At 44.5% G+C, this 23,521-nt stretch carries 22 protein-coding genes and 2 tRNA genes; 13 read left to right on the top strand and 11 right to left on the bottom strand.

Annotated features, from left to right (window positions below; translation table 11 throughout):
• Positions 1-14: 14 nt before the first annotated feature.
• Genes L3V32_RS03850 through L3V32_RS03840 form a run of 3 tightly spaced genes read right to left on the bottom strand, consistent with a single transcriptional unit; the run spans position 15 to position 935 of the window.
• Positions 15-233 (bottom strand): hypothetical protein, encoded by a 219-nt coding sequence (locus L3V32_RS03850; RefSeq protein ID WP_005495414.1) that lies wholly within the window; start codon positions 231-233, stop codon positions 15-17.
• Positions 230-694 (bottom strand): YmfL family putative regulatory protein, encoded by a 465-nt coding sequence (locus tag L3V32_RS03845; protein ID WP_025526421.1) that lies wholly within the window; start codon positions 692-694, stop codon positions 230-232. Before L3V32_RS03845 ends, L3V32_RS03850 begins: the two co-directional genes overlap by 4 nt.
• Positions 695-713: 19 nt before the next feature.
• Positions 714-935, bottom strand: coding sequence for a helix-turn-helix transcriptional regulator (locus L3V32_RS03840; protein ID WP_021486590.1), 222 nt, complete (start codon positions 933-935; stop codon positions 714-716).
• Positions 936-1,043: 108 nt separating this feature from the next.
• Between L3V32_RS03840 and L3V32_RS03835 the strand changes: the two genes are divergently transcribed.
• The 6 genes from L3V32_RS03835 (at position 1,044) to L3V32_RS03810 (ending at position 8,256) form a co-directional block, all read left to right on the top strand.
• Positions 1,044-1,712 carry a LexA family transcriptional regulator gene (locus L3V32_RS03835; RefSeq protein ID WP_024702645.1) on the top strand — a complete coding sequence of 223 codons (669 nt, stop codon included), beginning with the start codon at positions 1,044-1,046 and terminating at the stop codon, positions 1,710-1,712.
• A gap of 710 nt (positions 1,713-2,422) precedes the next feature.
• Positions 2,423-2,602: a hypothetical protein gene (locus L3V32_RS03830; RefSeq protein ID WP_127463331.1), complete on the top strand. Its 180-nt coding sequence runs from the start codon at positions 2,423-2,425 to the stop codon at positions 2,600-2,602.
• 12 nt (positions 2,603-2,614) lie between these two features.
• Positions 2,615-5,779 (top strand): hypothetical protein, encoded by a 3,165-nt coding sequence (locus L3V32_RS03825; protein WP_237283831.1) that lies wholly within the window; start codon positions 2,615-2,617, stop codon positions 5,777-5,779.
• The gene (locus L3V32_RS03820; protein WP_021453095.1) at positions 5,772-6,299 is read left to right on the top strand and encodes a siphovirus Gp157 family protein; all 528 of its coding nucleotides are present in this window, start codon (positions 5,772-5,774) and stop codon (positions 6,297-6,299) included. The genes L3V32_RS03825 and L3V32_RS03820 overlap by 8 nt, the downstream gene beginning before the upstream one ends.
• Before the next feature lie 324 nt (positions 6,300-6,623).
• Positions 6,624-6,812: a hypothetical protein gene (locus L3V32_RS03815; RefSeq protein ID WP_021453797.1), complete on the top strand. Its 189-nt coding sequence runs from the start codon at positions 6,624-6,626 to the stop codon at positions 6,810-6,812.
• 238 nt (positions 6,813-7,050) lie between these two features.
• Complete coding sequence (locus L3V32_RS03810) at positions 7,051-8,256, top strand: tyrosine-type recombinase/integrase (RefSeq protein WP_237283830.1); 1,206 nt, start codon at positions 7,051-7,053, stop codon at positions 8,254-8,256.
• A 198-nt stretch (positions 8,257-8,454) separates the two neighbouring features.
• Here L3V32_RS03810 and L3V32_RS03805 read toward each other — a convergent pair.
• The 8 genes from L3V32_RS03805 to hppD form a co-directional block, all read right to left on the bottom strand.
• Positions 8,455-8,531 (bottom strand) — tRNA-Val (locus L3V32_RS03805).
• Positions 8,532-8,563: 32 nt separating this feature from the next.
• A tRNA-Val gene (locus L3V32_RS03800) sits at positions 8,564-8,640 on the bottom strand.
• Between the two features lie 179 nt (positions 8,641-8,819).
• Positions 8,820-9,158 carry a hypothetical protein gene (locus L3V32_RS03795; protein ID WP_046874875.1) on the bottom strand — a complete coding sequence of 113 codons (339 nt, stop codon included), beginning with the start codon at positions 9,156-9,158 and terminating at the stop codon, positions 8,820-8,822.
• A gap of 120 nt (positions 9,159-9,278) precedes the next feature.
• Positions 9,279-9,938: a DUF2726 domain-containing protein gene (locus L3V32_RS03790; protein WP_046874874.1), complete on the bottom strand. Its 660-nt coding sequence runs from the start codon at positions 9,936-9,938 to the stop codon at positions 9,279-9,281.
• A gap of 196 nt (positions 9,939-10,134) precedes the next feature.
• A complete protein-coding gene (gene maiA, locus L3V32_RS03785; protein WP_161442322.1) occupies positions 10,135-10,803 on the bottom strand; it encodes a maleylacetoacetate isomerase in 669 nt (222 codons plus the stop codon).
• Between the two features lie 21 nt (positions 10,804-10,824).
• Complete coding sequence (locus L3V32_RS03780; protein ID WP_047008690.1) at positions 10,825-11,862, bottom strand: fumarylacetoacetate hydrolase family protein; 1,038 nt, start codon at positions 11,860-11,862, stop codon at positions 10,825-10,827.
• A gap of 9 nt (positions 11,863-11,871) precedes the next feature.
• Positions 11,872-13,002: a homogentisate 1,2-dioxygenase gene (locus L3V32_RS03775; RefSeq protein ID WP_005388948.1), complete on the bottom strand. Its 1,131-nt coding sequence runs from the start codon at positions 13,000-13,002 to the stop codon at positions 11,872-11,874.
• Complete coding sequence (gene hppD, locus L3V32_RS03770) at positions 12,995-14,068, bottom strand: 4-hydroxyphenylpyruvate dioxygenase (protein WP_237283829.1); 1,074 nt, start codon at positions 14,066-14,068, stop codon at positions 12,995-12,997. Before hppD ends, L3V32_RS03775 begins: the two co-directional genes overlap by 8 nt.
• Before the next feature lie 538 nt (positions 14,069-14,606).
• On the opposite strand from hppD, the gene L3V32_RS03765 reads away from it, so the two are divergent.
• The 7 genes from L3V32_RS03765 to L3V32_RS03735 all read left to right on the top strand — a co-directional run bounded on the left by L3V32_RS03765 (position 14,607) and on the right by L3V32_RS03735 (position 23,385).
• A complete protein-coding gene (locus L3V32_RS03765) occupies positions 14,607-15,713 on the top strand; it encodes a M20/M25/M40 family metallo-hydrolase (RefSeq protein WP_237283828.1) in 1,107 nt (368 codons plus the stop codon).
• A gap of 262 nt (positions 15,714-15,975) precedes the next feature.
• Positions 15,976-17,586 carry a peptide ABC transporter substrate-binding protein gene (locus L3V32_RS03760; RefSeq protein ID WP_237283827.1) on the top strand — a complete coding sequence of 537 codons (1,611 nt, stop codon included), beginning with the start codon at positions 15,976-15,978 and terminating at the stop codon, positions 17,584-17,586.
• 144 nt (positions 17,587-17,730) lie between these two features.
• Positions 17,731-18,651, top strand: a complete 921-nt coding sequence (gene oppB, locus L3V32_RS03755) for an oligopeptide ABC transporter permease OppB (protein WP_005377838.1) — start codon at positions 17,731-17,733, stop codon at positions 18,649-18,651.
• Positions 18,652-18,660: 9 nt separating this feature from the next.
• Entirely contained in the window at positions 18,661-19,593 is a 933-nt protein-coding gene (locus L3V32_RS03750) for an ABC transporter permease subunit (RefSeq protein ID WP_074191232.1), read from the top strand.
• Positions 19,594-19,603: 10 nt separating this feature from the next.
• The gene (locus tag L3V32_RS03745; protein WP_182034924.1) at positions 19,604-20,587 is read left to right on the top strand and encodes an ABC transporter ATP-binding protein; all 984 of its coding nucleotides are present in this window, start codon (positions 19,604-19,606) and stop codon (positions 20,585-20,587) included.
• A gap of 9 nt (positions 20,588-20,596) precedes the next feature.
• Positions 20,597-21,589 carry an ABC transporter ATP-binding protein gene (locus tag L3V32_RS03740; RefSeq protein WP_104974192.1) on the top strand — a complete coding sequence of 331 codons (993 nt, stop codon included), beginning with the start codon at positions 20,597-20,599 and terminating at the stop codon, positions 21,587-21,589.
• Entirely contained in the window at positions 21,589-23,385 is a 1,797-nt protein-coding gene (locus L3V32_RS03735; RefSeq protein ID WP_237283826.1) for an aminopeptidase P family protein, read from the top strand. The genes L3V32_RS03740 and L3V32_RS03735 overlap by 1 nt, the downstream gene beginning before the upstream one ends.
• The last annotated feature ends 136 nt before the right edge of the window (positions 23,386-23,521 follow it).

Raw genomic sequence — 23,521 nt, 5'->3', positions numbered from 1 at the left:
AACCAACAACCCTCTCACCAATCGTTAAGCGTTTGACTTTTATGGCGGTCAAACTCGCGCTGCTTTTCCAGCAATATATTCGTAAGCCCCTGATAACAATCAACGGTCTTTCCTGCCACGACTAACTCTTTAACCGTAAACTCTCCATCTCTGATGACGACTTGAACTGGAGCAGTGATTGTTACGATTTCAGAAACGGGAATTAATGATTTATCAATTACGCCTTTTTTCATTTGTCCATCCCATAAACTCGAATCGCAGCTAACTTGCTCGCGATAACTCGTGCAGCTGCTTCAATAGCAGCTGACTTAATAGCTTTCGCTTCTTTGTTGTCGATCATTTGGTCATCTGCGAGTGCTCGGCAAATCTCGACATTCGCTTCACCAAGTGCAGCCATCTCTTTGATCTGGATTTCGCTAAGCTCTTCCGCGTCAAGTTCGAGTTCCGCCATAGGAACAAACAAACCACCGCGTTGGCCTGCGCGATATTGAGCCAGAAAGTAGGTACCAGCGTGGATTTCCATTGCTTCTAGATCTTCATCATCGAAAAAACGGCAACCGTTTCGTTCATAGAGCTTGTTGTTGAAGGTGGTTTCAGACATACCAATTGCGCCAGCTAAAGCACCTCGACCGCCCTTGGTCTTCTTGATGATTTCTTTGACCACTTCTTTTTTCGAGTCAAACTTCACTAACATAATCAATAACTCCTTGTAGTTATGCAGTTTTCTTTGGTGCTGTATTATCTGGAAATACATCTTGGAACTTGCATTTAGCACCCAAAGAGCAGAGAGCATTAATTATCTGCCAGCATGTTTTTAGATTCGGGCTACGCCCTTTTTCATATCGATTAACTGTTGCTTGATAAACACCTAGCTCATCAGCAAGTTGCTGCTGAGTTATTCCTAAATTGGTACGGTAATCTTTAATTCGGTTCATATGTCCTCCGTCACATGAGGACATTTATACCAATTTGGAATTCCACATGCAATCGATATATTCCATAACGGTTGTTTTTAAAAAATACCGCAGTGGCATAATTAGCGAATGAAAACAAATTGGAATGAACTGGTTAAATCCAGGATGAAGACCTCAGGCATAACCCAATCAGATCTTGCTGAATTAATGGGAGTGGCTCAGGGAACTATTGCTCGCTACTTAAACGAGAAGCGAGAACCAAGCCTTGATACGATTGCCGAAATGATGAAGCACGTCGGACTTAGTCAAATGACTTTGCTTTCTGACGGCTCTGTTACACCTGATGGTTTTGCTAATGTAAAATCAATAGATGACCAACCTGAAACCAAAGGGCTATTCCCTTTAATCAGTTCGGTGCAAGCGGGACAATGGAGAGAAGCTTGCGAACCGTATAACGTTAAAGACGCACAAATGCTGGCAACAACTGAGAAAGCGAGTTCAAGTTCATTTTGGCTAACAGTTGAAGGCGATTCGATGACCGCACCGCCCGGTTCACCACTTAGTTTCCCTACGGGTGTTCGCGTTCTAGTCGATCCTGAGGTTGAAGCGGTTAATAAGTCACTGGTTGTTGCCAAGCTTGATGATGTTAACGAAGCCACATTCAAACAACTCATCATTGACGCTGGACAGAAGTTTCTCAGTCCGTTAAACCCATCATTCCCCAAACTGCCAATTAATGGTAACTGTAAGATTGTAGGTGTAGTGGTTGATGCTAAGATTAACGTCAAACTTACCTGAGCATAGAATCTACACAGAGTAATCCCCCCACCAATTTGATGATAACCGCCCTAGTGGCGGTTTTTTATTGTCTAAAATCTGCCCCCCATATTTCAGAATTCATCCTACCATCAAAAATAATTCCATTTTGGCATTTACATTCAAATACCATTATGGAATATTAATTATACCAAGGCGATGCCTTGAGGCTCTTTAAAACTGTTGGAAACCCAAAATAAACTGATACGCCCCGCTTTCGATGGCGTGAAACACTTAAACGGATGAGCGAGACCACTAGGTGGTACAAAACGTTTGAGAGCACCTATCAGCAAAGGGCTGATAGATGAGTAACGAAAGTAAATCTACGGTCACCCGACATAGTGAGGTGACTAGACCTATCCCATAGGTACTCTAGTAGTAACGGGCTTTGGCTTTCTTATGAGAGCCATTTTGAAATGCTCTTAACGGTCGGTCGATTTTGATAGTGACAACCGACTGAGCCTTGATAAATCGCGTTAGGGGCATTTCAAAATTGCGGTATCGGACCGGTCTTTAAGATCTGTGTATTAATTTTTATCCGGTACCGCAATTTACCCTAGTACACACACGTCCCAACAAGCACAAGACTTTCTTTAGAGGTATTAAAGAGCGCACCCATTGCAACCTCTCTCCCACCTAGCCAGCTCTGGCTTATGCGTGTTCTGTTTAATGTCTCTACTAAGGAATTGACTGTGGACAGACCTTCCCAAGAATCCGTTGAGCAGTTCTGGCTCTCGGTAAAAAAACTACCGCACGATCGAAAAATTATGACCGATTACTGCCGGAAGCATGGTTTCCGTAGTCCTGACTCGGTTGAAGAAAATTTTGAAACTGCATCTTCCCTCAAAATTCAAGGCAGCTTAGCTGTATAAGGACACCTTAAAATGGCTGATAAGTATTTCAAATTAACCTGTAATAAAAAGGTATCGCACAAAGCGGTAAAAGAATCTGGCGATTTGGAACCTGTAATTCACTACATTAAAGCCGCAACCCAAGAACTAGCCAAATCGGAAGCTGTTTGCAAGGTTGAAGCAACTCACCCACTATGCACCGAAAATGAAAATTCCGGATACAGTGATTTCTTCAAAGGCGTTAAGGCCGAAAAAATATCAGAAGAAGATTACAACGCAGCAATTATAGAATTAGAAGCCAAGGGGTTTGACGAAGGCGAGTTCATTCACTCAGATGAACAACAAATAAATGTTCCGGATACCCCGTACCCTACCCTAGGCCAAGATGGATACTACGACACAAAAGATCCTCAAGTTGAAGATTCCTCTTTCATTTACAGTAGCGAAACCGACAGTATGAAAGCTGCTAAGGTCTTCATTCTGAGAGTTGGCCATAGCCAATATGCTTACGGATTCCGATTTAAGTTTGGTGACTTCGATAAGCACGAAAAAATGAACTTAGACCGAACCGAAGAAAAACGTGACGACGCGATTGATAAAGCGGTGGAACGCCTTGAAAAATTCCTAGATTACCAAGATGAGTTTGGCCCAGAAGACCAAAAAACCTTTGTCTCCGCAACGATGAAACATGATTTTTATCATGCATTTCAAGAACCCAGTGAACTGTTTATAACAGCACTATCACAGCACCCAGACGCAAAGAACGCATTAGAAGCCCACAGCGATTATTTAGAAGTTGTTGAAGGTCATTTTGCGGATATCTGGCCTTTAGATAAATCCCCAAATCAAGCAATTGAGCATGTGAACTCAATGGTAACGATTGATGTTCTATACGATTTAGAAGCTTTCACCGAGAGCTTAAAACCTTACCTTCCTGCCGTACTAACCGAGAAAACGAAACAGTCGATGAAACATATTGAAGATGTTATCGACAAGCCAGCAGCCAATGAATCCATCATTGAACCTAAATGCTGGAAAGCCGCTCTCCCTGTAACCGATGAATTACACGTCGTTATTGCAATCCGAGATTGTGGTGACGACGGGTGGCAATATGCTGTCGAAGGCAATCAGAAAGCAGAACGCGCATTCGGTGACGCTAACGACTTTGGCTGTGAGTTTGCTACCACCCGAAAAGAAGTGATCAAGATGGCTGGTCAGGCAATTATTGACGCTCTGTACAAGTACGATAGCTCATTAAGTCTAGCTAAGATTTTTATGAAATCTCCATACATTCAGGAGTTCGAAGAAAATTGCATTGAGGTGATGGATAGCGAAGACTTACCATCTAACGAATGTTCACCAATAGAAAATGCAGTACGTGAACGCCTAGCTCGTCGCCCTACAGCAAGAATGACAGAGGGCGAAGTAAAACTCGCTATGGATGCACTACAACCTCACATCACAGCTCAAACCGACATCGAAGAACTAGTGGAGACAATTAACGGCTTGGAAAGATGTGGGGTTTTATTTAATGAAAGTGAGGCTGAGTATCTAGTGGCCAGATGTACGGTTACTAAAAATAACATTCAACACAAACCAGCACATAATTTAGAAAATGAGTATGAATGCTTTATTGCTGAAATATTTTCTCGCATTAGTGATGGTAGCCCATATCTAACAACAGAGCAGTATGAAGAGGCAGGAGAGAAGCTTGCTGCCGTAGTAGATGAACTCACTAATTGGCACAACGGAGAACGGGAACACAACGGTAAATACTTAACTTTCGTTAAAGACAAAACACTAGAAAACATACGCAACATTGATTTTGATGATGCAAGCGAGGTGTCAAAATCATTTCTAAACATCCGAACTCTTCGCGCTGTCTTTCGAGAAAATATCGAACTTATTGAAAGTATGGAGCCAGCATCCAACACTCTGATATCAGAAGTAGAGCATCCATCTCTCTTGCTCGCCATAGCTGAACGCTTGGCACATGAAAATCACGCAGTAACACCTGAGCGTGCCTATACCCACTTATTAAAAATCATTACCAAAGACACCGACATTAACGCTTTAGCTGATTACATCAAACAGCTTAAAAATCCGGTGATCATTTGGCATTCAACTGAGTCGGTTAACCTAGTAATGAAGTTTACCGGCCAACCCAAAGCCGATGGTAATAATGAGCTTTCAAGTGGCAATAATGAACAAAAAGAAGCCCAAAAGTTACCAGAACAAGGCAAAAAAGAACCAACCGATGGTAATGGAAAGCCTAAGGTTACCAAAAACGCACCTTTACCCGAATCTGCTAATGATGAGCATCTTGCCGATTCTGATAACAACATTAGCGGCACTGACGTTCCTCAAAATATTGTAGAGCAAGAGCCAGCTAACGATCCTGAAATTCCAGATGTCGATTTAGACGAAAGCAATTCAAATATGGGTATTTGGAATCAGTCATTTAAAACCGATTTGAATTTCACTAAGCAAGACCCATCGACAGGTCGATTATCCATCAATGCTCAATACCGCCAAATGAAAGCAACCGAAATATTTGGTCCTCGTGGCAAAGGTTGGGGTGTCGATGTTAAGCGGGAGTGGATTGAGGACGGTTTGCCAATTTTCGCTAACGGTACGTATACCGGAGTGAATGAGTCCGTCCACAACATGGAAGTTGAGCTTTGGTACATCCACCCTAACAGTGGCGAACGATGCACATTAACAGCTTTTGGTGAGACTGAGCGTTTCTATTGGTCACACAATTACAGTCGCATGATCAAAAACGGAGAGTGCCGTAAAAAGTCACTTACCGACGCGACAGGTAAAGCGCTTTCAATGTTAGGCATTTGTGGTGACGTATACATGGGTGAATACGACGATGAAAACATCATCAACCGTTCGCAAATGACGAAGACAACCGACAATGCGCTTAAACAGCTTGAGTTTGATGCGAAAGCAACACAACAGGCGCTAGATAAGGCTAAGTCATACACTGACAAGTTCTCTACTGCTCCTTCTCTGGCAGAAATCAAGCGACTTCAAAAGCTAGCTGAAACAGCTCTGGATGCAATCCCTACCCACGACAAGGCAAGCAAAGCCAAGAAAGACAAAGCGCTTTCTCGAATCGCGGAGCAAGCAGAATCGGCAATAAAAGACTTCAACGCTGACATTAAAGATAAGGATCAGGCAAATGGCTGATAAGACAGAAAGCATGAACAATATTAACCAGCAGGTCTTTGACCTGTTGGAGCTGGCCAAACAAGAAGAATGGGACGAGCAAACCATTGCGGATAATTTGGCAGGTATCGAGTGTTCTATTGATGACAAACTCATGGCCTACCGTCGATACATGGATAAGTTAGAAACAGCAGCGAAGCTGGCAGATGCGGAGAAAAAAGTATATGCCGAGCAAGCAAAACCATACGGTGACCGCGCCAAGTCTTTAAAAGACGAACGCAGTCGAATGACCTACCCGCTTCTGAATTTATTCCAAATGTTAAATATCGAAAAAATGAAAGGTGCATACGGTACTTTTTACATCAAAAACAATCCAGCCAAACTTCGATACGAGGAAGCCCACCTTCCTGAGAAATATCTAATACGCGAAGTTCGTTTTGTCCCTGATGAGGACGCAATAAGAAAAGCGCTAGATGATGGTGAAGAGCTAGATTTTGCTTGGTATGAGTCTCAGCCTCAACAAGTCGTACTGAGAAAATAAAAATGAGTATATTCACCCTACAAATTGAGCCTCACTTAGCTGAGGCATTTTTTCACTACTTAAAACAACGGGGCTATTCAATCTACCCACCAGTGAGCCCTTCTTCACCACAAGTAGCGAGGCGTGGTTCGAGCCGACACACTCTATCGACTAAGCCTACGGGTACACTCGTTGTCTCTATAGGGCTGCATCTTGAAGCAATGAAATTTCTCACTACTATAAAATAAGAAACCTATTGCATTGCATGAGCTAAATATAAACAACCAGTCTCATCGAGACGCTATTACCGTCGCTCGTCAATCTGCAAAAAACAGAGGTAATGCTATGAGTAACTCATACAAAGAAGAACTAAATGAACGTTTGATAAATGTCGTGAACACTAAATGCAACATTTTAGGGTGTGATAACTGTGACCTAAAATGGGATGGTGGTTGTAGCGCTACAAACTTGGAAGCAAAAATCATCGAAATTGAAATCAAAGAAATGAACTCTGACACAAGTTCAAATGATTAGGTAATCGGAGACTTCTAAAATGCGTGAAATGACCATTCCCCAATACAAACGCAATTATTATCCTGCTCTTTGCAGCCAAACTATTCGAAATTGGATCAGACAAGGAATCCTTCAGGCTCGTAAAACACCTACCGGCCGCTGGCTCATTTGCATACCTGACGCAGCGAATGACCCAGAGTTAACTACTACACCCAAAGCAGCACAGCTTCTAAAGTTGATGAACGGGGGCAGTTAACCTATGAATGCTCGCAAGCGAACTACTGGTCGTGAGCGCATTCCCAAACACTTGTATGTAGAAAAACGAAAAGGCCAAACAAGGTATCGCTTTACTCTTATCGATGGTACCAAAATGCTAATGCCAGCTGAGTTTTCTTTAGATGACATTATTGCAGCAGCTAACGCATACAATGACGAGCACAGACCAACACAACACTTCCAAATTTCCCCTAGATCTAGAAAAGACAAATTCAACCGCCCGATGAATGAGTGGCTTGAGCATGTAATGGTTAGAATTAAAAACGAAGAAGAACTGTCAGTAGAAATCCTTAGACAAGTATCGAGTGATATAGCTCGACTTAATGAGTTTTTAGGAGACAAGTTTTCCAAGTCAATTAACTTAGAAACCATGAACGACTTTCTAAATACATATTATGGTGATAAATCCAAAGAGGTTTATAACAAGAAACTTTCTCGATTAAAGAAGATCTTTAGCTATCTAGCAGATGAATCCGCAATTGGTGAAAACTTCATGTTGAACAAAAAACCGAAACGGCTAAATGCTTCGGATAATAAGAAAGAACGCTTGGATTTAGATATAGAGGCATTCAAAGCAATTGAAAAAGAGGCCCCTCTATTTTTAAAAGTAGCTATGGGGTTATCGATTCAATCGACTCACGCAGTAGCTGAACTACATAGAATAAAATACCGGATACCAAAACCAAAACCGGATACGTGTGGAATTGTCTGGTTTGATACTCCAAAACCAGAGAACGGAGAAATGGTATTTGGTACCTTGTACATACACCGAGCAAAGGTTAAGAATGCTAAAACGTCTTATGTTGCTATTCCGGTGACAAGCGCTATTAAAGAAGTTGTAGAGCTATCTAAAACAGATAAGCTACATTGCCCTTACGTAGTGCATCGTAGACCTGCAAGAAACAATAATATAGCTAAGCAGTGTGACCACCGTTACCAAGTAACCAGTCGCATGATCAGCGAAACATTTTCCAAAGTACGCGACGAACTCGGTTTGTACTCTAACGTAGAAAAAGCAAAGCGCCCTACTTTCCATGAAATCCGGAGACTATCGGCAAAACTCATCGATGAAATGGGTGTAAACCCTCGCCAACGCATGGCACATGCCAGTGATAGAACCACTCAGATTTACACTGATAGTCACGACGTAGAATGGCATGAAGTACCAGCCATAAGCGTCGCAATATAGCCCATTTCAAGCGCTGTACAAACTACTGTATTTTACCACCTTTTTACCACCCTTTTACCACCCCCTCGAACTTTACTCAGTACTAACGCAGAGTAATAACAAGGGGAGAAAAAAGGACAAAAGAAGGAATTTCACTTGAATATCAATAAGTTACAGACACAAAAAAGCCCACCAGAAAGGTGGGCTTCTTCTAAAATTTGGTGGGTCCGGGCGAACTCGAATCGCCGACCCCTACCATGTCAAGGTAGTACTCTAACCAACTGAGCTACGGACCCAAATTTTGTGTTCCTAACCATTCAATTCAGAATGGTGCGTCCGAGTGGACTCGAACCACCGACCCCCGCCATGTCAAGGCGATACTCTAACCAGCTGAGCTACGGACGCATTTCTCTGGAACGACGAGGATATTAGCTATAAGCGAACGACGGTGCAAGCACAAATTTGCCAACTTTGAACCGTTTGGCGAAAATGTAAACTCAACACGCGTTTTCAGATGATTTTATCGACAAGGACTGGGCCTGTAGGGTTTAAAAGTGTGATCTATATAACTTTTATTATCTCACTTAATTGTCGTAAGGCACTTCACTGAGCATCCAAATCTGTAAGGTTTGCGATACATTGGGGCAAGTACCAAACAAAATCTGATATTTAGGTTTAAATGGTTCGCCGATATAGGTTGTACGGATCAACTCTCCTGTTTTAACATCCACTTGAGTGCTCACCCTGCCTTTGAAGTTTTGAAATATGACAAACTGCTCACTGTGGTAAACCATTTGCTCTCGGTAAAACAAGAAATGATCTTGGGGTGTCTCCGTTAACTCACACTCCAGTGGTTTCAAATTAGGTATCGCACTAACATTAGATGCGATGAACAACGCTGACAAAATCCATCCGTATCGCATATGGCTTCCCTATTCTGCACTCTTTTTCAAAGTATAGGTCTTGCCTTGAGGACTGATACAAAAAAGGCTTTGATTGTCTCGAATCAAAGCCTCATCAGTTTTGCTGTTCAACTGTCGTCTTTAGTCGTCCGACTCAAACACCACATTGTAATTCTCGGTGTAAGTACAATTTGGTTGGCGGCTGCAAGTAAAGAAGCGTCGACCTTTGAATTCACCTTGGCTTGCGGTTTTAATGATCATCGGGCTGCCGCATTTTTTGCAAAAGCGCACTTCTTTATCAGGCTCAATCAAATCTATATGTGCCGCAAGCAAACGACGTAATCGCCCAACTTGATAACTGTGCTTTATCGAAGCGCCGATTAAAGGTAGGTTTGCCGTCTTACAAACATGGATCAGTAACTTTTGTCTTTCTACCTTGCCCTTGCTTAACTCTTGCCCGTTATCCAATTCAACGATCACACGCGGCTCTAGCGTCCTAGGATCACAAATAACGTAATCAAAATAACTTCGAGATATGCGATTGTTCGCGACAAAAAACTGCTTCTTATTTTTGATTTCTTTTGGCGTAACCAAACTGGACATGTTTACTTTCGCGAATACTACGGCATGCTCCCCTACCGCCGCTCTTAACGCATTATAGAACGCACCCTCTTGACCTCTGAGCAGAGGACCTTTCGAGCGATAAGGATAATCACGCGTGTCGTCGTGCTTAATCACGTACTTTTGAATAACAAAGAAGAATAAAACCAGAAGAACAACAATGATAAAAATGTTGGTCATAAATAAAGTGCATCCAAAACAACTCGTTGCTCAAAGCGTAAATGGAAATGCTATGCAGAGCAACAAAACCTCGCAATTTTGAGGAGCCACTACGATAGCGTGATACAGAAAATTTGACTCCCCAATAAAAACGAGCCAATCACACACTTGGATTGGCTCGTTTAAATTTTTTGTTAATACATTATGATGCTAAGAATCAACTATTAGCGTCTGGCTGATTCTCTGGCATCGCATCAATAAAAGCAGGCAGTTGATTGCATGACTGCACAACCGCGTTAATGGTTGGATAAAGAGAAGTATCTACACCAAAGCGTTGTGCGTTATAAAATTGTGGTACCAGACAAATATCGACAATAGATGGCGAGCTTGTCAGGCTAAACTTACAATCACCATTTAGTTTACGATGCTTCTGAAGTTTCTCTTCTAATGCTGTAAAACCTTTGTGAATCCAGTGATGAATCCAAGCGACTTTGCGCTCTGGCTCGCAAGCTAACTCCCCCTCTAAATACTGCAGAACTCTTAAGTTATTCAGGGGATGAATCTCCATTGCAATATCCTGAGCCAAAGCCAGTGCTTGATATCGAAGCGGCGTTTGCTCGGGGATCACAGTGACATCCGGATAGTGTTCTTCTAAGTATTGAATGATGGCCAGTGACTGGGTTAACTGAACCTCCCCATCCACCAACACAGGAACCAGTTCAGAAGCGTTTAACTCATGGTACTCGTCACTGTGTTGTTCGCCACCATTGCGCACCAAGTGTACCGATTTTGAATCATACGATAACTCTTTAAGATTCAAACAAATACGCACACGATACGCCGCTGAAGACCGCCAATATCCGTACAAAACCATGCTATCGCTCATATCGTCTCCCAACTGGCGCTCTTAATGCTTGAGATATTGGCTAACTTGTTGGTCAATCGAGCCAAAGATGTTGTTGCCATCCGCATCGAACATTTCCAATCTGATTGAATCTCCAAACGACATGAAGTTAGTCGACGGTTTACCATCACGAATGGTTTCAATCATGCGAACTTCCGCGATACATGAATAGCCAACGCCACCCTCCTCAATCGAAGTGCCATGTTCGGTGCCTTGCTTATTAGATACCGTGCCAGAACCAATAATCGCCCCAGCAGATAGCGGGCGCGTTTTAGTCGCATGAACAATTAAGTCTGCAAAATCAAACGTCATATCGATACCCGCATTTGGGCGACCAAACGGCTTGTGGTTGTATGTCGAGACCAATGGTAAATGCACTTTGTTCTCGTACCACGCATCGCCTAGTTCGTCAGGTGTTACTGCCACAGGAGAAAACGCAGAGGAAGGTTTAGATTGGAAAAAACCAAACCCTTTAGCTAATTCTGCGGGAATTAGTCCACGCAGCGACACATCATTCACCAGCATGATCAAACGAATCGACTCCTGAGCCTCTGCAACACTCGCGCCCATTGGTACGTCACCAGTTACCACAGCAACTTCACCTTCGAAATCAATACCCCATTCATCACTCGCAAACTCGATGTTGTCACAAGGTCCAATAAAGGCATCAGAGCCTCCTTGGTACATCAACGGATCCGTCCAAAAACTTTCAGGCATTTCAGCGCCGCGAGCTTTTCGAACCAACTCAACGTGGTTTACGTAAGCACTGCCATCAGCCCACTGATAAGCGCGAGGAAGCGGCGACTCACAGTAGTGCGCTTCAAACTCTTCATACCCTGCGACCGTACCGTTGTTCAGTGCGACGTACAGCTCTTCCAGCTGCGGTGCTAGCGCATCCCAGTTATCAAGCGCCACCTGCATCGTCGGTGCCAAATTCATTGGGTGGAAAATTTCTGTCGCAGGTACGCAGCGCGTTAAGTCTTTGCTCACGACCATCAACAAACCGTCACGAGTGCCATTTTTCTTGGTTGCTAATTTCATCCTTGCCTCTTACTTCTCTTGCCAGCTATAGACGTATTCTTTGTTTTCTACTTTTTCCAGCTCATCCGAAAACTGAAGTGCGTGACGCGTATCGATCATGACCGCGACTTCGTCGGTAAAAGTTTTCTTATGCTCTCGCCCTGCTTTGAAAGCTTTCGGGTGAGGGCCATGTGTAAATCCTGCTGGATGGAATGTCACCATACCCGCTTCAATGTTGTCACGACTAAAGAAGTCACCTGCATGGTAGAACAAGACTTCGTCATAGTCGTCATTGTTGTGGTAGAACGGTACTTTGAGCGCTCCAGGATCACTTTCAATTGGACGAGGAACAAAGGTACACACCACAAATCCTGCTCCTACAAATGTAGTATGTGCAGAAGGTGGTAAGTGGTAACGATGTGACATGAGTGGACGAATATCACGCCAATTCACTTTTACCACCGCCAAATCACCATGCCAACCAATCGCATCCAACGGGTTGAATGGGTAAGTGATAACACTGACTTTATCGTGGCGTTTCACCTGAACCTGTGTTTGATTCTCAGAATATTGAGCACGGAACTGATCGTTGATCGACGGCGTTTCCAAAACCGCCGGATCAAACACCGCGTGGTTTCCAACCATGCCTTTTTCGGGCAATGTATAGGCCGCATCGGTGTTTTCGATCATCAAAATGAACATCGGCTCGCTAGGCTCTAAACGCCAGCTCGTTGAGCGTGGGATCATGACATAATCCCCTTCGCTCACTTTCAAATGACCATAATCACAATACAGATCTGCCGTACCTTGGTGGATGAATAGCAGTTCGTCGCCATCAGCGTTTCTCACCAAGAAGTCCATTTTTTCATCCATACGCCAGACACGAACTTTACAATTCGCGTTGTGTAATAGATGCGGGACTGCCCAAGGGGTAATATGGCTGGCTTTCTCGACTAAATTAAAATCGAACGCTCGTGGACGTAGCTCGCCCTCCCACTCAGACCATCCCGTTGGGGCATGTTGATGATGAAAATGTGTTGCTGGGCCAAAAAAACCACTTCGACCTGCCTCACGTTCATAAATTGCCTCTTCCGGGAAGTCAGCATGCGCTTGTTTAGAGCACACTCCCTCCCGGTGAGGGAATGTGATCCATTTATGCATCGCTCAATACTCCTCGGCGAATTTGGTCTTCTTCTATCGATTCAAACAACGCTTTGAAGTTACCCTCGCCAAAGCCTTCATTGCCTTTACGTTGGATGATTTCGAAGAACACAGGGCCGATAACGGTTTGAGTAAAGATTTGTAGCAAGATGCCATCTTTCGTTGGCGCACCATCAATAAGAATCTGCAAATCACGAAGCTTGCTTACATCTTCACCGTGGCCTTCAACACGCTGATCGACTTTCTCGTAATAAGTATCTGGCGTTGGCATAAAGTCCATGCCTCGCTCACGCAAAGTTTTGACCGTTTCGTAGATGTCGTCTGTGGTCAATGCGATGTGTTGAATACCTTCGCCATTGTATTCACGGATAAACTCTTCAATCTGTGATTTATCATCTGACGACTCATTGATAGGAATTCGGATTTTGCCGCAAGGTGCGGTCATCGCACGGCTGACAAGACCAGTCAGCTTACCTTCGATATCGAAATAACGAATTTCGCGGAAGTTACCAATGCGCTCATAGAAACCAGACCAGACATCCATGTTGCCTTGCTTAACGTTGTGCGTTAAGTGGTCGATTTCGTAAAGACCAACATTCGCTTTTGATAAACGCTCATCAGCATCATCATAAAAACGAAAATCGACATCATAAATACTCTGCTTTCCATAACGATCGACAAAATAAAGCAAGCTTTCACCGATGCCATAAATAGCAGGAATGCTAAGCTCCATCGGCCCAATTTCCGTTTTATATTCTTTACCGCCATTGTCTAACGCATGCGCCAGAGCAACGGTGGCGTCTTTCACACGAAATGCCATGCCACAAACCGACGGACCGTGAACTTTGGCGAATCCCTCAGCTTGGCTATGCGGCTGCGCATTCACAATAAAGCTAATGTCACCTTGTCGATATAACCACGCTTCTTTTGAGCGATGCTTTGCAATTTCCGCAAAACCTAACGATATAAACAGATCTTTAAGCTGTTGAATGCCTTTGTTGTCAGCAGCGGTATATTCAACAAACTCAAATCCGTCTGTTCCTAGTGGGTTATATGCATCAACCATGACTTTCTCCTTGTCTCAGTAGCTTTTGTTTGGACTTATTTTTCTAACTTGGCGCAGGTCTTGAGAAATTGGAATACGTTGGGAGAAATCTTTACCTTGGCGATTTTTACGCATAATTGTAAAATATATGTTACACACAGAAAACTCATCGAACCCACTTTCGTAAACATCAAATAAACTACTTATTTTCAATATTTTAGATTGATATTTTCGGCTTTACGCAAACACATAAAATGTAAACAAGTTGTTACTTTGGTATTTTATCTTGGCAACGTAGCTCAAAAGTAAAAGGGGATTGAAAATCTATTGCACCCTATCTCTATCCGATTTATTCATTTGCTCCTGTAAAACATCAAAAGTAATGTTTCGTGACGCTTCATACAGTTCGAAAGACTCATCGGTCAGAATCGTGTCATGGATCCCCCTTTATTGATTCACCTCAGTTTTATTCAAAAGTAACTGTGCCATAAGTGGTGCTCTGTTCCCTATCGAGCCCTAGCGACAGTGCTTCACGCTCGATCAGAAAAAGAGACATCTAATGACACACATCAATCAAGAACGCTTAGTTGAACATTTTTGCCAACTAGTACGTATCGATAGCGAATCAACAAACGAAAAACAAATTGCAGAAACACTGGCAGAGCAGCTAGGCGGGCTAGGATTTACCGTGCACAAGCTTCCAGTGCCTGAGCACATTTCTAACGGCTTTAACGTGTACGCTCGTTTAGACGGCAAAAAAGACGGCTCTATCCTAATGAGCTGCCACATGGATACGGTCACACCGGGCGTTGGCATTGAGCCAATCACCGAAGACGGCATTATCCGTTCAAAAGGCAATACGATTCTTGGTGGCGATGATAAATCTGGTATTGCTGCCATCATGGAAGCCGTTCGTTGTATTCAAGCGGAAAACCGTGAGCACAAAACGTTAGAACTTGCTTTCACCGTGTATGAAGAAGGCGGTTTATTCGGTTCACAATACTTCGATATGTCACACGTCACTTCAACGGAAGCAATCGTGTTAGATACGGGTGGTCCTATTGGCACTATTGTGACCGCAGCCCCAGGCCAGCAAAAAATCGTGGCAACAATCAAAGGTCGACCAGCACATGCAGGGCTTGCGCCAGAAGAAGGCATCAGTGCGATCATGGTGGCGGCAGATGCTATCAACCAAATGAAGCTGCTTCGCATCGACGAAGAAACGACAGCCAACATCGGTATAGTGAATGGCGGTCAGGCCACAAACATTGTTATGCCTGAATTAAAAATCGTGGCAGAAGCACGCTCACTGAATGGCGATAAACTAGATGCTCAGGTCAATCATATGATCTCAACATTAGAGTCTGTCTGTGAAAAACACAGTGCAGAAGTCGACATTGAATCTAGCCGAGCCTACGATGCATTTGTTATTGAAGAAAACCACCCACACGTTAGCGCTATAAAAGCGGCGTTTGCAGAGTTGGGAATTGAGGCTTTCACAAAAGGCACTGGCGGCGGTAGCGATGCTAACAACTTTAACAAGAAAGGTCTCACAACGGTCAATCTTTCAACTGGCATGGCAAAAGTACACACGACAGAAGAGTTTATCGCGGTAAGTGATATGGTCAAAATCACTGAGTTCGTAAAACATTTCCTAGTCAGTTAACGTCGTACCTTTTGAAGAGCAGACGAACTACCCTCCCCTTTTAGCGCGCGCTTGAAGGGGATTTTTTATTTGCGCGAAACAAAGCCTACCCCGTAATGCAGACTTAGCACCAGCTCCATATCAATCCCCCCCAGCTCACTTTTTGATACCAAATAGCCCAACATTTGGCACCCTGTTACAACATTGTTAAAACTCGATTGTGTGGACAATTTATACAATATACATTTCTAGCATCTTTCAGGATGAAAAGAGTGAGACAAGGATGAAATTACCTAAGTTGCTTTTATTAGCGTCGATGATGAGTCCAATACTGGCAACATCAAGCTATGCCGCGCCGTATCCCGCAGGTGTGACCCTCGATGAGACACAGGAAATTACGCTAAACAATGGGGCTGAAGTTACTTCTATTGACCCAGCCAAGCAAGCCGCAGAGCCCGCTTTTAATCTCGGTCGAGACCTGTTTGAAGGTCTGGTCATTCAAGATAAGCAAGGTAAAACCATTCCTGGTGTTGCTGAGTCTTGGTCAGTCAATGACAACAATACGGTTTATACCTTCCACTTACGTGATGCAAAATGGTCAAATGGCGAAACGGTCACTGCACAAGATTTTGTCTACAGCTGGCAACGCTTACTGAATCCAAGCACTGCTTCGCCGTACGCTTGGTTTGCGGCCATTCCAAATATCGAAAACTCACAAGCCATTATGAAGGGCGAAGCCGAACCCGAGTCTTTGGGCGTGAAGGCGCTGGATGAAAAAACATTCCAGGTAACACTCGAAGAGCCGATTCCCTTCTTTACGAAACTATTAAGTCATCCAGTGCTTGCCCCCGTTCACAAAGAGACCGTTGAAAAACATGGCAACCGTTGGACCCAGCCAGAACATATCGTTACAAATGGTGCGTTTACTGTCTCTGAATGGAAAGTTAACGAAAAAATGGTGATGGTTAAAAACCCACATTACTGGGACGCAAGCAATGTAGTGCTGGAAAAAGTCACCTGGCTACCAATTGGTGATGCAAACGTAGTGCTAAACCGCTACCTCGCTGGTGAGATAGACCAAGCGGTTTCCATTCCTGCCGCTCAGAAGAAAAAGTTAATTCAACAACGCCCGCAAGAAGTGGCAAGCACCAGTGCGTCTCTTGGCTCCACATTCTATTACCTCAACACTCAACAAGGACCAACAAAAGACGTGCGGGTCCGTAAAGCCCTCTCATATGCCATTGACCGTCAACTGTTAACGAGTGCTATCTTGAGAAACGGTGGGGTTCCAATGTATACCCTTGTGCCACCTCAAACAGATGGTTTTAAATCTCACACTCCTGAGTTCGCAACTTGGAACCGCCATAAACGTATCGAAAAAGCGCAGCAATTACTGTCAGAAGCTGGATACGATAAAAGCAATCCGCTTAAGTTAACGTTTACCGTACCAACTTTCTCGATGGACGTAAAAGTGGCAACGACCATGGCAGGTATGTGGAAAAGCCGCTTGGGTGCGCAAGTCACAATAAAACAGCTAGAACCGAAAGTGTTCTACGCACTTAAAGAGCCGACCGACATTACTCGCGGCGGCTGGACGGCCGACTACAATGAAGCCTCTACGTGGTTAGATATCTTTGTTTCTAATGGCGAGTACAACGATTCTCGTTATAACAACCCGCAATACGACGAGTTAATGGCTCGTTCAAAGACCATGAGCAATCCATCAGAACTGTATCTACAAGCAGAAAGCATGCTGATTGAAGACATGGCCATTATTCCTATTTATCGTCCGGGTAACGATCAATACCTCATCAAGCCTTATGTGGGCGGCTACGAACTGACAAACCCTGAGTCGTCGTATTACCGCAAGAATGTCTATGTGAAAGCCCTCTAAAAGCATGTTTTCGGTCTGAGTCGGCAAGTTCAATGTTTACTTGTCGTTCCTCATATCTCTCGGTGGAGAAGGCAACCTGAGCTCAGACCATTTTTTATTCATAACCGTTCGAAGTGATTTCGGATGACCAAAGGATGATGGATCATGATTTGGTACATTGTTAAGCGATTAGCTATCGCTATCCCCACGCTTCTATTCATCGCACTCGTATCATTTTGGCTGATGCACATTGCACCAGGGGGACCATTTGATATGGAACGGCCTATGCCAGAAGTGGTGCGTGCGAATATTGAAGCAAAATTCCATCTGGACCAACCTTTCCTTACTCAGTTTTGGATTTACATTGGTAATTTCATACAAGGAGATCTCGGTCCGAGCTTCGTTTATCAAGACTTCAGTGTTACACAGCTCGTCGCACAATCATGGCCAGTTTCAGCAGTATTAGGCGTACTCTCTTTTTGTATCTCCGTTCCACTTGGCATGTTACTTGGCACCATTGCGGCATTGAACCGAAATAGCCGCCTAGATTACGGCCTGATGACACTTTCGATGACTGGAGTTGTAGTTCCAGCGTTCGTGCTTGCTCCAGTTTTAGTCATGATTTTCGCTATTCAGCTTGGCTGGTTCCCTGCTGGTGGTTGGGAAGGAGGAAAACTGGCTTTTCTTGTTCTTCCCGTGCTCAGCCTGGCGATTGGCTCCATTGCGAGTATTGCACGCGTCATGCGTGGCGCAATGATTGAAACGCTCAACCAACCATACATTCGAACGGCAAAAGCCAAAGGTTTGTCCACAACCTACATTTTATTCCATCACGCTTTGCGACCATCCTTGATTCCCGTCGTTGCGATGCTCGGCCCTGCGTTTGTGTCTGTCGTGACAGGCTCGGTGATTATCGACATTTTCTTTGGTACAGGTGGCATGGGACAACACTTTGTGTCTGGGGCTCTCAACCGCGACTACGGCCTAGTAATGGGCATTACTCTGATTGTCGCTTCACTCACTATCTTCTTTAACCTTGTGGTCGACTTGCTATATACGATTATCGACCCTCGTATACGCGTTTAGGAGTCCGGCATGTTAACGATCAAAAAACTGGATACACAAGCTCTTCAAGATCAAGTCGTCGACAATATTGAAGCCGTCGAAGGTCGCAGTCTTTGGCAGGATGCATGGACTCGATTTCGTAAAAACAGAGCCGCGATGACATCAGTGTATGTTTTGGCGTTCATTACCTTATGCATCACCTTCGGCCCCTCTCTTGCCGCTTTTGGCCATGATGAAATTGACTGGGAAGTGCTCATCGATCCATACGAGCTAGGGAGACCTTCACTGAGCAGTGGCCATTACTTTGGTACTGATGACCTCGGGCAAGATGTCTTTGCTCGCACGATGCAAGGCGGCAGGCTCTCTATTTTGGTGGGTTTTGTTGGGGCCTTAGTCGCCGTTGTTATTGGTACGATTTGGGGAAGTATTTCCGGCTATCTTGGTGGCGTTGTCGACAGCGTAATGATGCGCATTATTGAGGTGCTCGATTCGGTACCATTTATGTTTATGGTTATCCTGTTCGTTACCCTTTTTGGCAATAACATCTATCTGATTTTTATCGTGATCGGAATGGTATCTTGGTTGGGCATTGCTCGTGTTGTACGTGGTGTCACCTTCGGTCTCAAAAAGCGAGAGTTCATCGAAGCCGCGCACTCTATTGGGGTTTCTAAATTGACAATTGTCCGACGCCATGTTCTGCCTAATGTGCTTGGGATCGTGATGGTTTATTCCTCCTTAATGGTACCAGGATTTATTATGTTCGAATCGTTTTTAAGCTTCTTAGGGCTTGGTGTTCAACCACCCGACACGAGCTGGGGAATCCTAATTTCCGAAGGCGCAAAAACGATTGACGTTGCATTGTGGATGCTGCTTTTTCCCTCTCTGTTTTTAGTTGCCACCCTCTTTTGTTTTAACTTCATCGGCGATGGCTTACGTGATGCTCTTGACCCGAAAGACCGATAAGGACAAACCCATGCTATCTATTGAAAACATGAACGTGCGCTTCGATACGCCAGATGGGCAAGTGCAAGCGGTCAGTAATCTCTCCTACTCGATTAAAGCGGGCGAAACTCTTGGGATTGTTGGGGAATCAGGTTCGGGAAAAAGCCAGTCTGTTTTCGCATTAATGGGGTTAACCGCGGACAACGGCGCCGTGTCTGGCAGCGCGATGTTCCACGGTGATGATTTACTCGCGATGTCTAAAAAGCAGCTCAACCGCATCCGTGCAGAGAAAATCGGAATGATCTTTCAAGATCCGATGACGTCACTCAATCCATTCATGAAAATTGGCAAACAGCTTTGTGAAGTTCTCATGATTCATAAAGGAATGAGCCGAAAACAAGCAAAAGTTGAATCGATTCACATGTTGGATGCGGTGCGTATTCCCTCTCCCGAAACTCGGATGAATCAATACCCTCACGAGCTATCTGGCGGAATGCGTCAGCGAATCATGATAGCGATGGCGTTGTTGTGTAAGCCCGAGCTGTTAATTGCAGACGAACCAACCACCGCGTTAGATGTAACCGTTCAGGCTCAAATTTTGACGCTATTACGAGACTTACAACAAGAGTTCAACACGGCTATTTTACTGATCACTCACGACATGGGCGTCGTCGCCGAGATGTGTGATCGCGTATTGGTCATGTATGGTGGTCAAAAAATGGAGCAATCAGATACCGAGACATTGTTCGCTCAACCTGCGCACCCCTATACTCAAGGCCTGCTAAAGGCTATTCCTTCTATCACTGAAGATATGCCACGTTTACCAACCATCCCAGGTAACCCACCAAGTGCGTTGATTAACCATCAAGGGTGTCCGTTTAGAGAGCGGTGCGAGCATCGAGAGACGCGTTGCCAATACGAAACCCCACGGTTTTCTCCATTAAACACGAGCCAGTCCATTGCCTGTCACGTTAACGCACCCAGTGTTATCACTCCTATTCAAATAAAAGCTTAAGGAGGCGTTATGAATAAAAAAGAAGTCCTCATGTCTGCTCGTGATTTAAACGTCCACTTTCCTGTGTCGCGTCACCTTATTCCAAGTCGACGTAAAATCGTGAAAGCGGTCAATGGTATCGACTTAGATGTTTATCGAGGCGAAACACTTGGCATTGTGGGGGAATCAGGCTGCGGAAAATCAACGCTTGCACGCGCCTTACTTCGCTTAATTGAACCTACACATGGCGAGTTGACTTGGAAAGGTCAAGACATGCGCGGGTTTAGTAAAAAAGAGCTTTCCTCTCGACGCAGAGAATTTCAGATGGTGTTTCAAGACCCATCCGCTTGTTTGAATCCGAGATTAACCATCTCAGAATGCATCGCCGAACCACTGCTCACCCACGAGCCACAACTTAAACGGGCAGAGGTAGAAAAGCGTGTCATCGCTATGATGGATAAAGTGGGTCTCTTGGCGAGCCAGCGAAACCGCTATCCACATGAATTTTCCGGAGGTCAATGCCAGCGTGTGGGCATTGCCAGAGCGTTAATTCTCAATCCAGATTTGGTCGTGTGTGATGAACCTGTTAGTGCGCTAGATGTCTCCATACAAGCTCAGGTCATCAATCTTCTAGACGATCTTAAACAAGAAATGGGGTTAACACTGGTGATGATTGCGCACGACTTAAGCGTGGTGCGCCACATCAGCGACCGCGTTATGGTGATGTATCTTGGTAAACCTATGGAAGTAGGACGTTACGATCAAGTATTTGATGATGCTCAACACCCCTACACCAAAGCACTGTTATCCGCCGTCCCGATAGCTAATCCGCAATTAGCACGTGACCGTGAAATACAACTACTGCCCGGCGACCTCCCTTCTCCACTTAACCCACCGAGCGGTTGCGTTTTTCGTACTCGATGTCCAGAAGCCACAGAAGTATGCGGGCAACAGAACCCAATAAAAACAGGCTCGGAGCAGCATCATATCTATTGCTCAAATATGACTTTAGGAACCATTTAATGAACGATACTAACTCAGTAAACCAACGCCTTACGTTATTGCGTGAGGCAATGTCCTTTCACAACGTGTCTGCATATATCGTGACCAACAATGACCCGCATAACAGCGAATACTCAGCGGATCATTGGTTAGCGCGAAGCTGGATTTCAGGTTTTACCGGCTCAGCAGGCGATGTCGTCATTACCCAACAAGGTGGTGGCCTGTGGACTGATGGTCGTTACTATATTCAAGCTGAAGAACAGTTACACGGCACAGGGCTGGAACTGTTTAAAGCCAAACAACCAGAAACGCCGACAATTACCAAATGGCTGGCTACCACGCTCCCAGAAAACAGTATTGTCGCGGTTGACGGGCGCGCCATCAGTTTCGCTTTTTATCAAGGCCTCAAACAAGCCTTTGAAGCGAAAAACATTAAGATCATTCTCGACCTAGATTTGCTCACACCGATTTGGCTTGAAAGACCACCTCGCCCAAGTGCCCCCGTATTCGAGCACCCCACCGCTTTTGCTGGCGTTGACACAGAAAATAAGTTAGCGAGAATCCGTTCTTGGTTAACCGAGAACCAAGTAGATAGCTTATTAGTGTCAACGCTAGATGATGTCATGTGGACAATGAATATTCGAGGTGGTGATACGAATTACTGCCCAGTTTCTGAAGCCTATCTAGTCGTAGAGCAATCACTTGCGACACTGTTTATTGATAAAGCCAAACTGCCTCAAGACGTTGAAAGAGCGCTGACCGAGCAGAGTGTACACATTCGCCATTACAACTACGTAAGTCAGTATTTGAATCAGCAATGTGAGGGATTATCGCTCGCTTTTAACCCGACCCACACAGACAGCTTATTGGTGAGTTCGATTGAAGGGAATGTGAATCTAAAGCCAATGGCTTGCCCTGTAACGGCAATGAAGGCCATAAAAAATGCGACCGAGCTAACTAGCCTAGAACAGGCATTAACAGATGATGGTGTGGCAATCGTAAGGTTTATGAACTGGCTAGAAGAGCAAGTTCCAAGCGGACTCGTTACAGAATTGTCTGCTGAGGCACAACTGAATCACTATCGCCGTCAAACCCGACATTATGTGAGTGACAGTTTCCGCACTATCGCAGGCTTCGCTGCTCACGGGGCAAAAATGCATTATGCCGCCGATGAAGAAAGCAATGCGGCAGTCAATGAAAGCAACTTCTTTCTCATCGATTCTGGTGGTCAGTACCTTGGCGGGACAACAGACATCACCCGTACTTTCCACTTCGGGTCACCGACCGTTAAGCAGCGCAAAGATTATACCTTGGTGCTCAAAGCGGTCATCCGACTGACTCAGACTCGATTCATGAAAGGCTCTACGGGTGCCAATCTTGATATCATGGCGCGTGGCGTCTTATGGCAACATGGTATTGATTACAAGTGCGGCACTGGACACGGCGTAGGCATTTGCTTGAATGTTCACGAAGGCCCACAAAATTTCTCGCAAAGCCACCACGAGGTTGAGCTAAAACCAGGTATGGTCATTACTAATGAACCAGGCGTTTATCGCGAAGGTGAGTACGGGGTAAGAATAGAGAACATTCTTAAAGTTGTAGAAGTAGAACAAAATGAGTTCGGCACGTTCTACGGTTTTGAGACCATCACTCTTGCTCCCATTGCGACCAACGCCCTTGATTTATCAATGCTAGATCAAGCAGAGCTAGACTGGCTTAATCATTACCATTCACGTGTCTATCAGGCGCTTAGCCCTTTTCTTGATGCGCAAGATAAAAACTGGCTGCAAAGCACAACCCAACTTATTGAGAAATAGGATATCAGCAAGTTTTATAACGTTTTCATTTTCATCTCAAACTCCTTGTTTGCCAGCCTTCGGGCTGGTTTTTTTTATAGAGATAACGGCGTAAAAACAAAAACGCCCCGCGATGTTAGCGAGGCGCTCCACTTAG

This window comes from Vibrio sp. J2-4 (assembly GCF_021728155.1).
GTDB classification, from domain to species: domain Bacteria; phylum Pseudomonadota; class Gammaproteobacteria; order Enterobacterales; family Vibrionaceae; genus Vibrio; species Vibrio diabolicus.
This window is presented reverse-complemented; position numbering and strand designations above follow the sequence as displayed.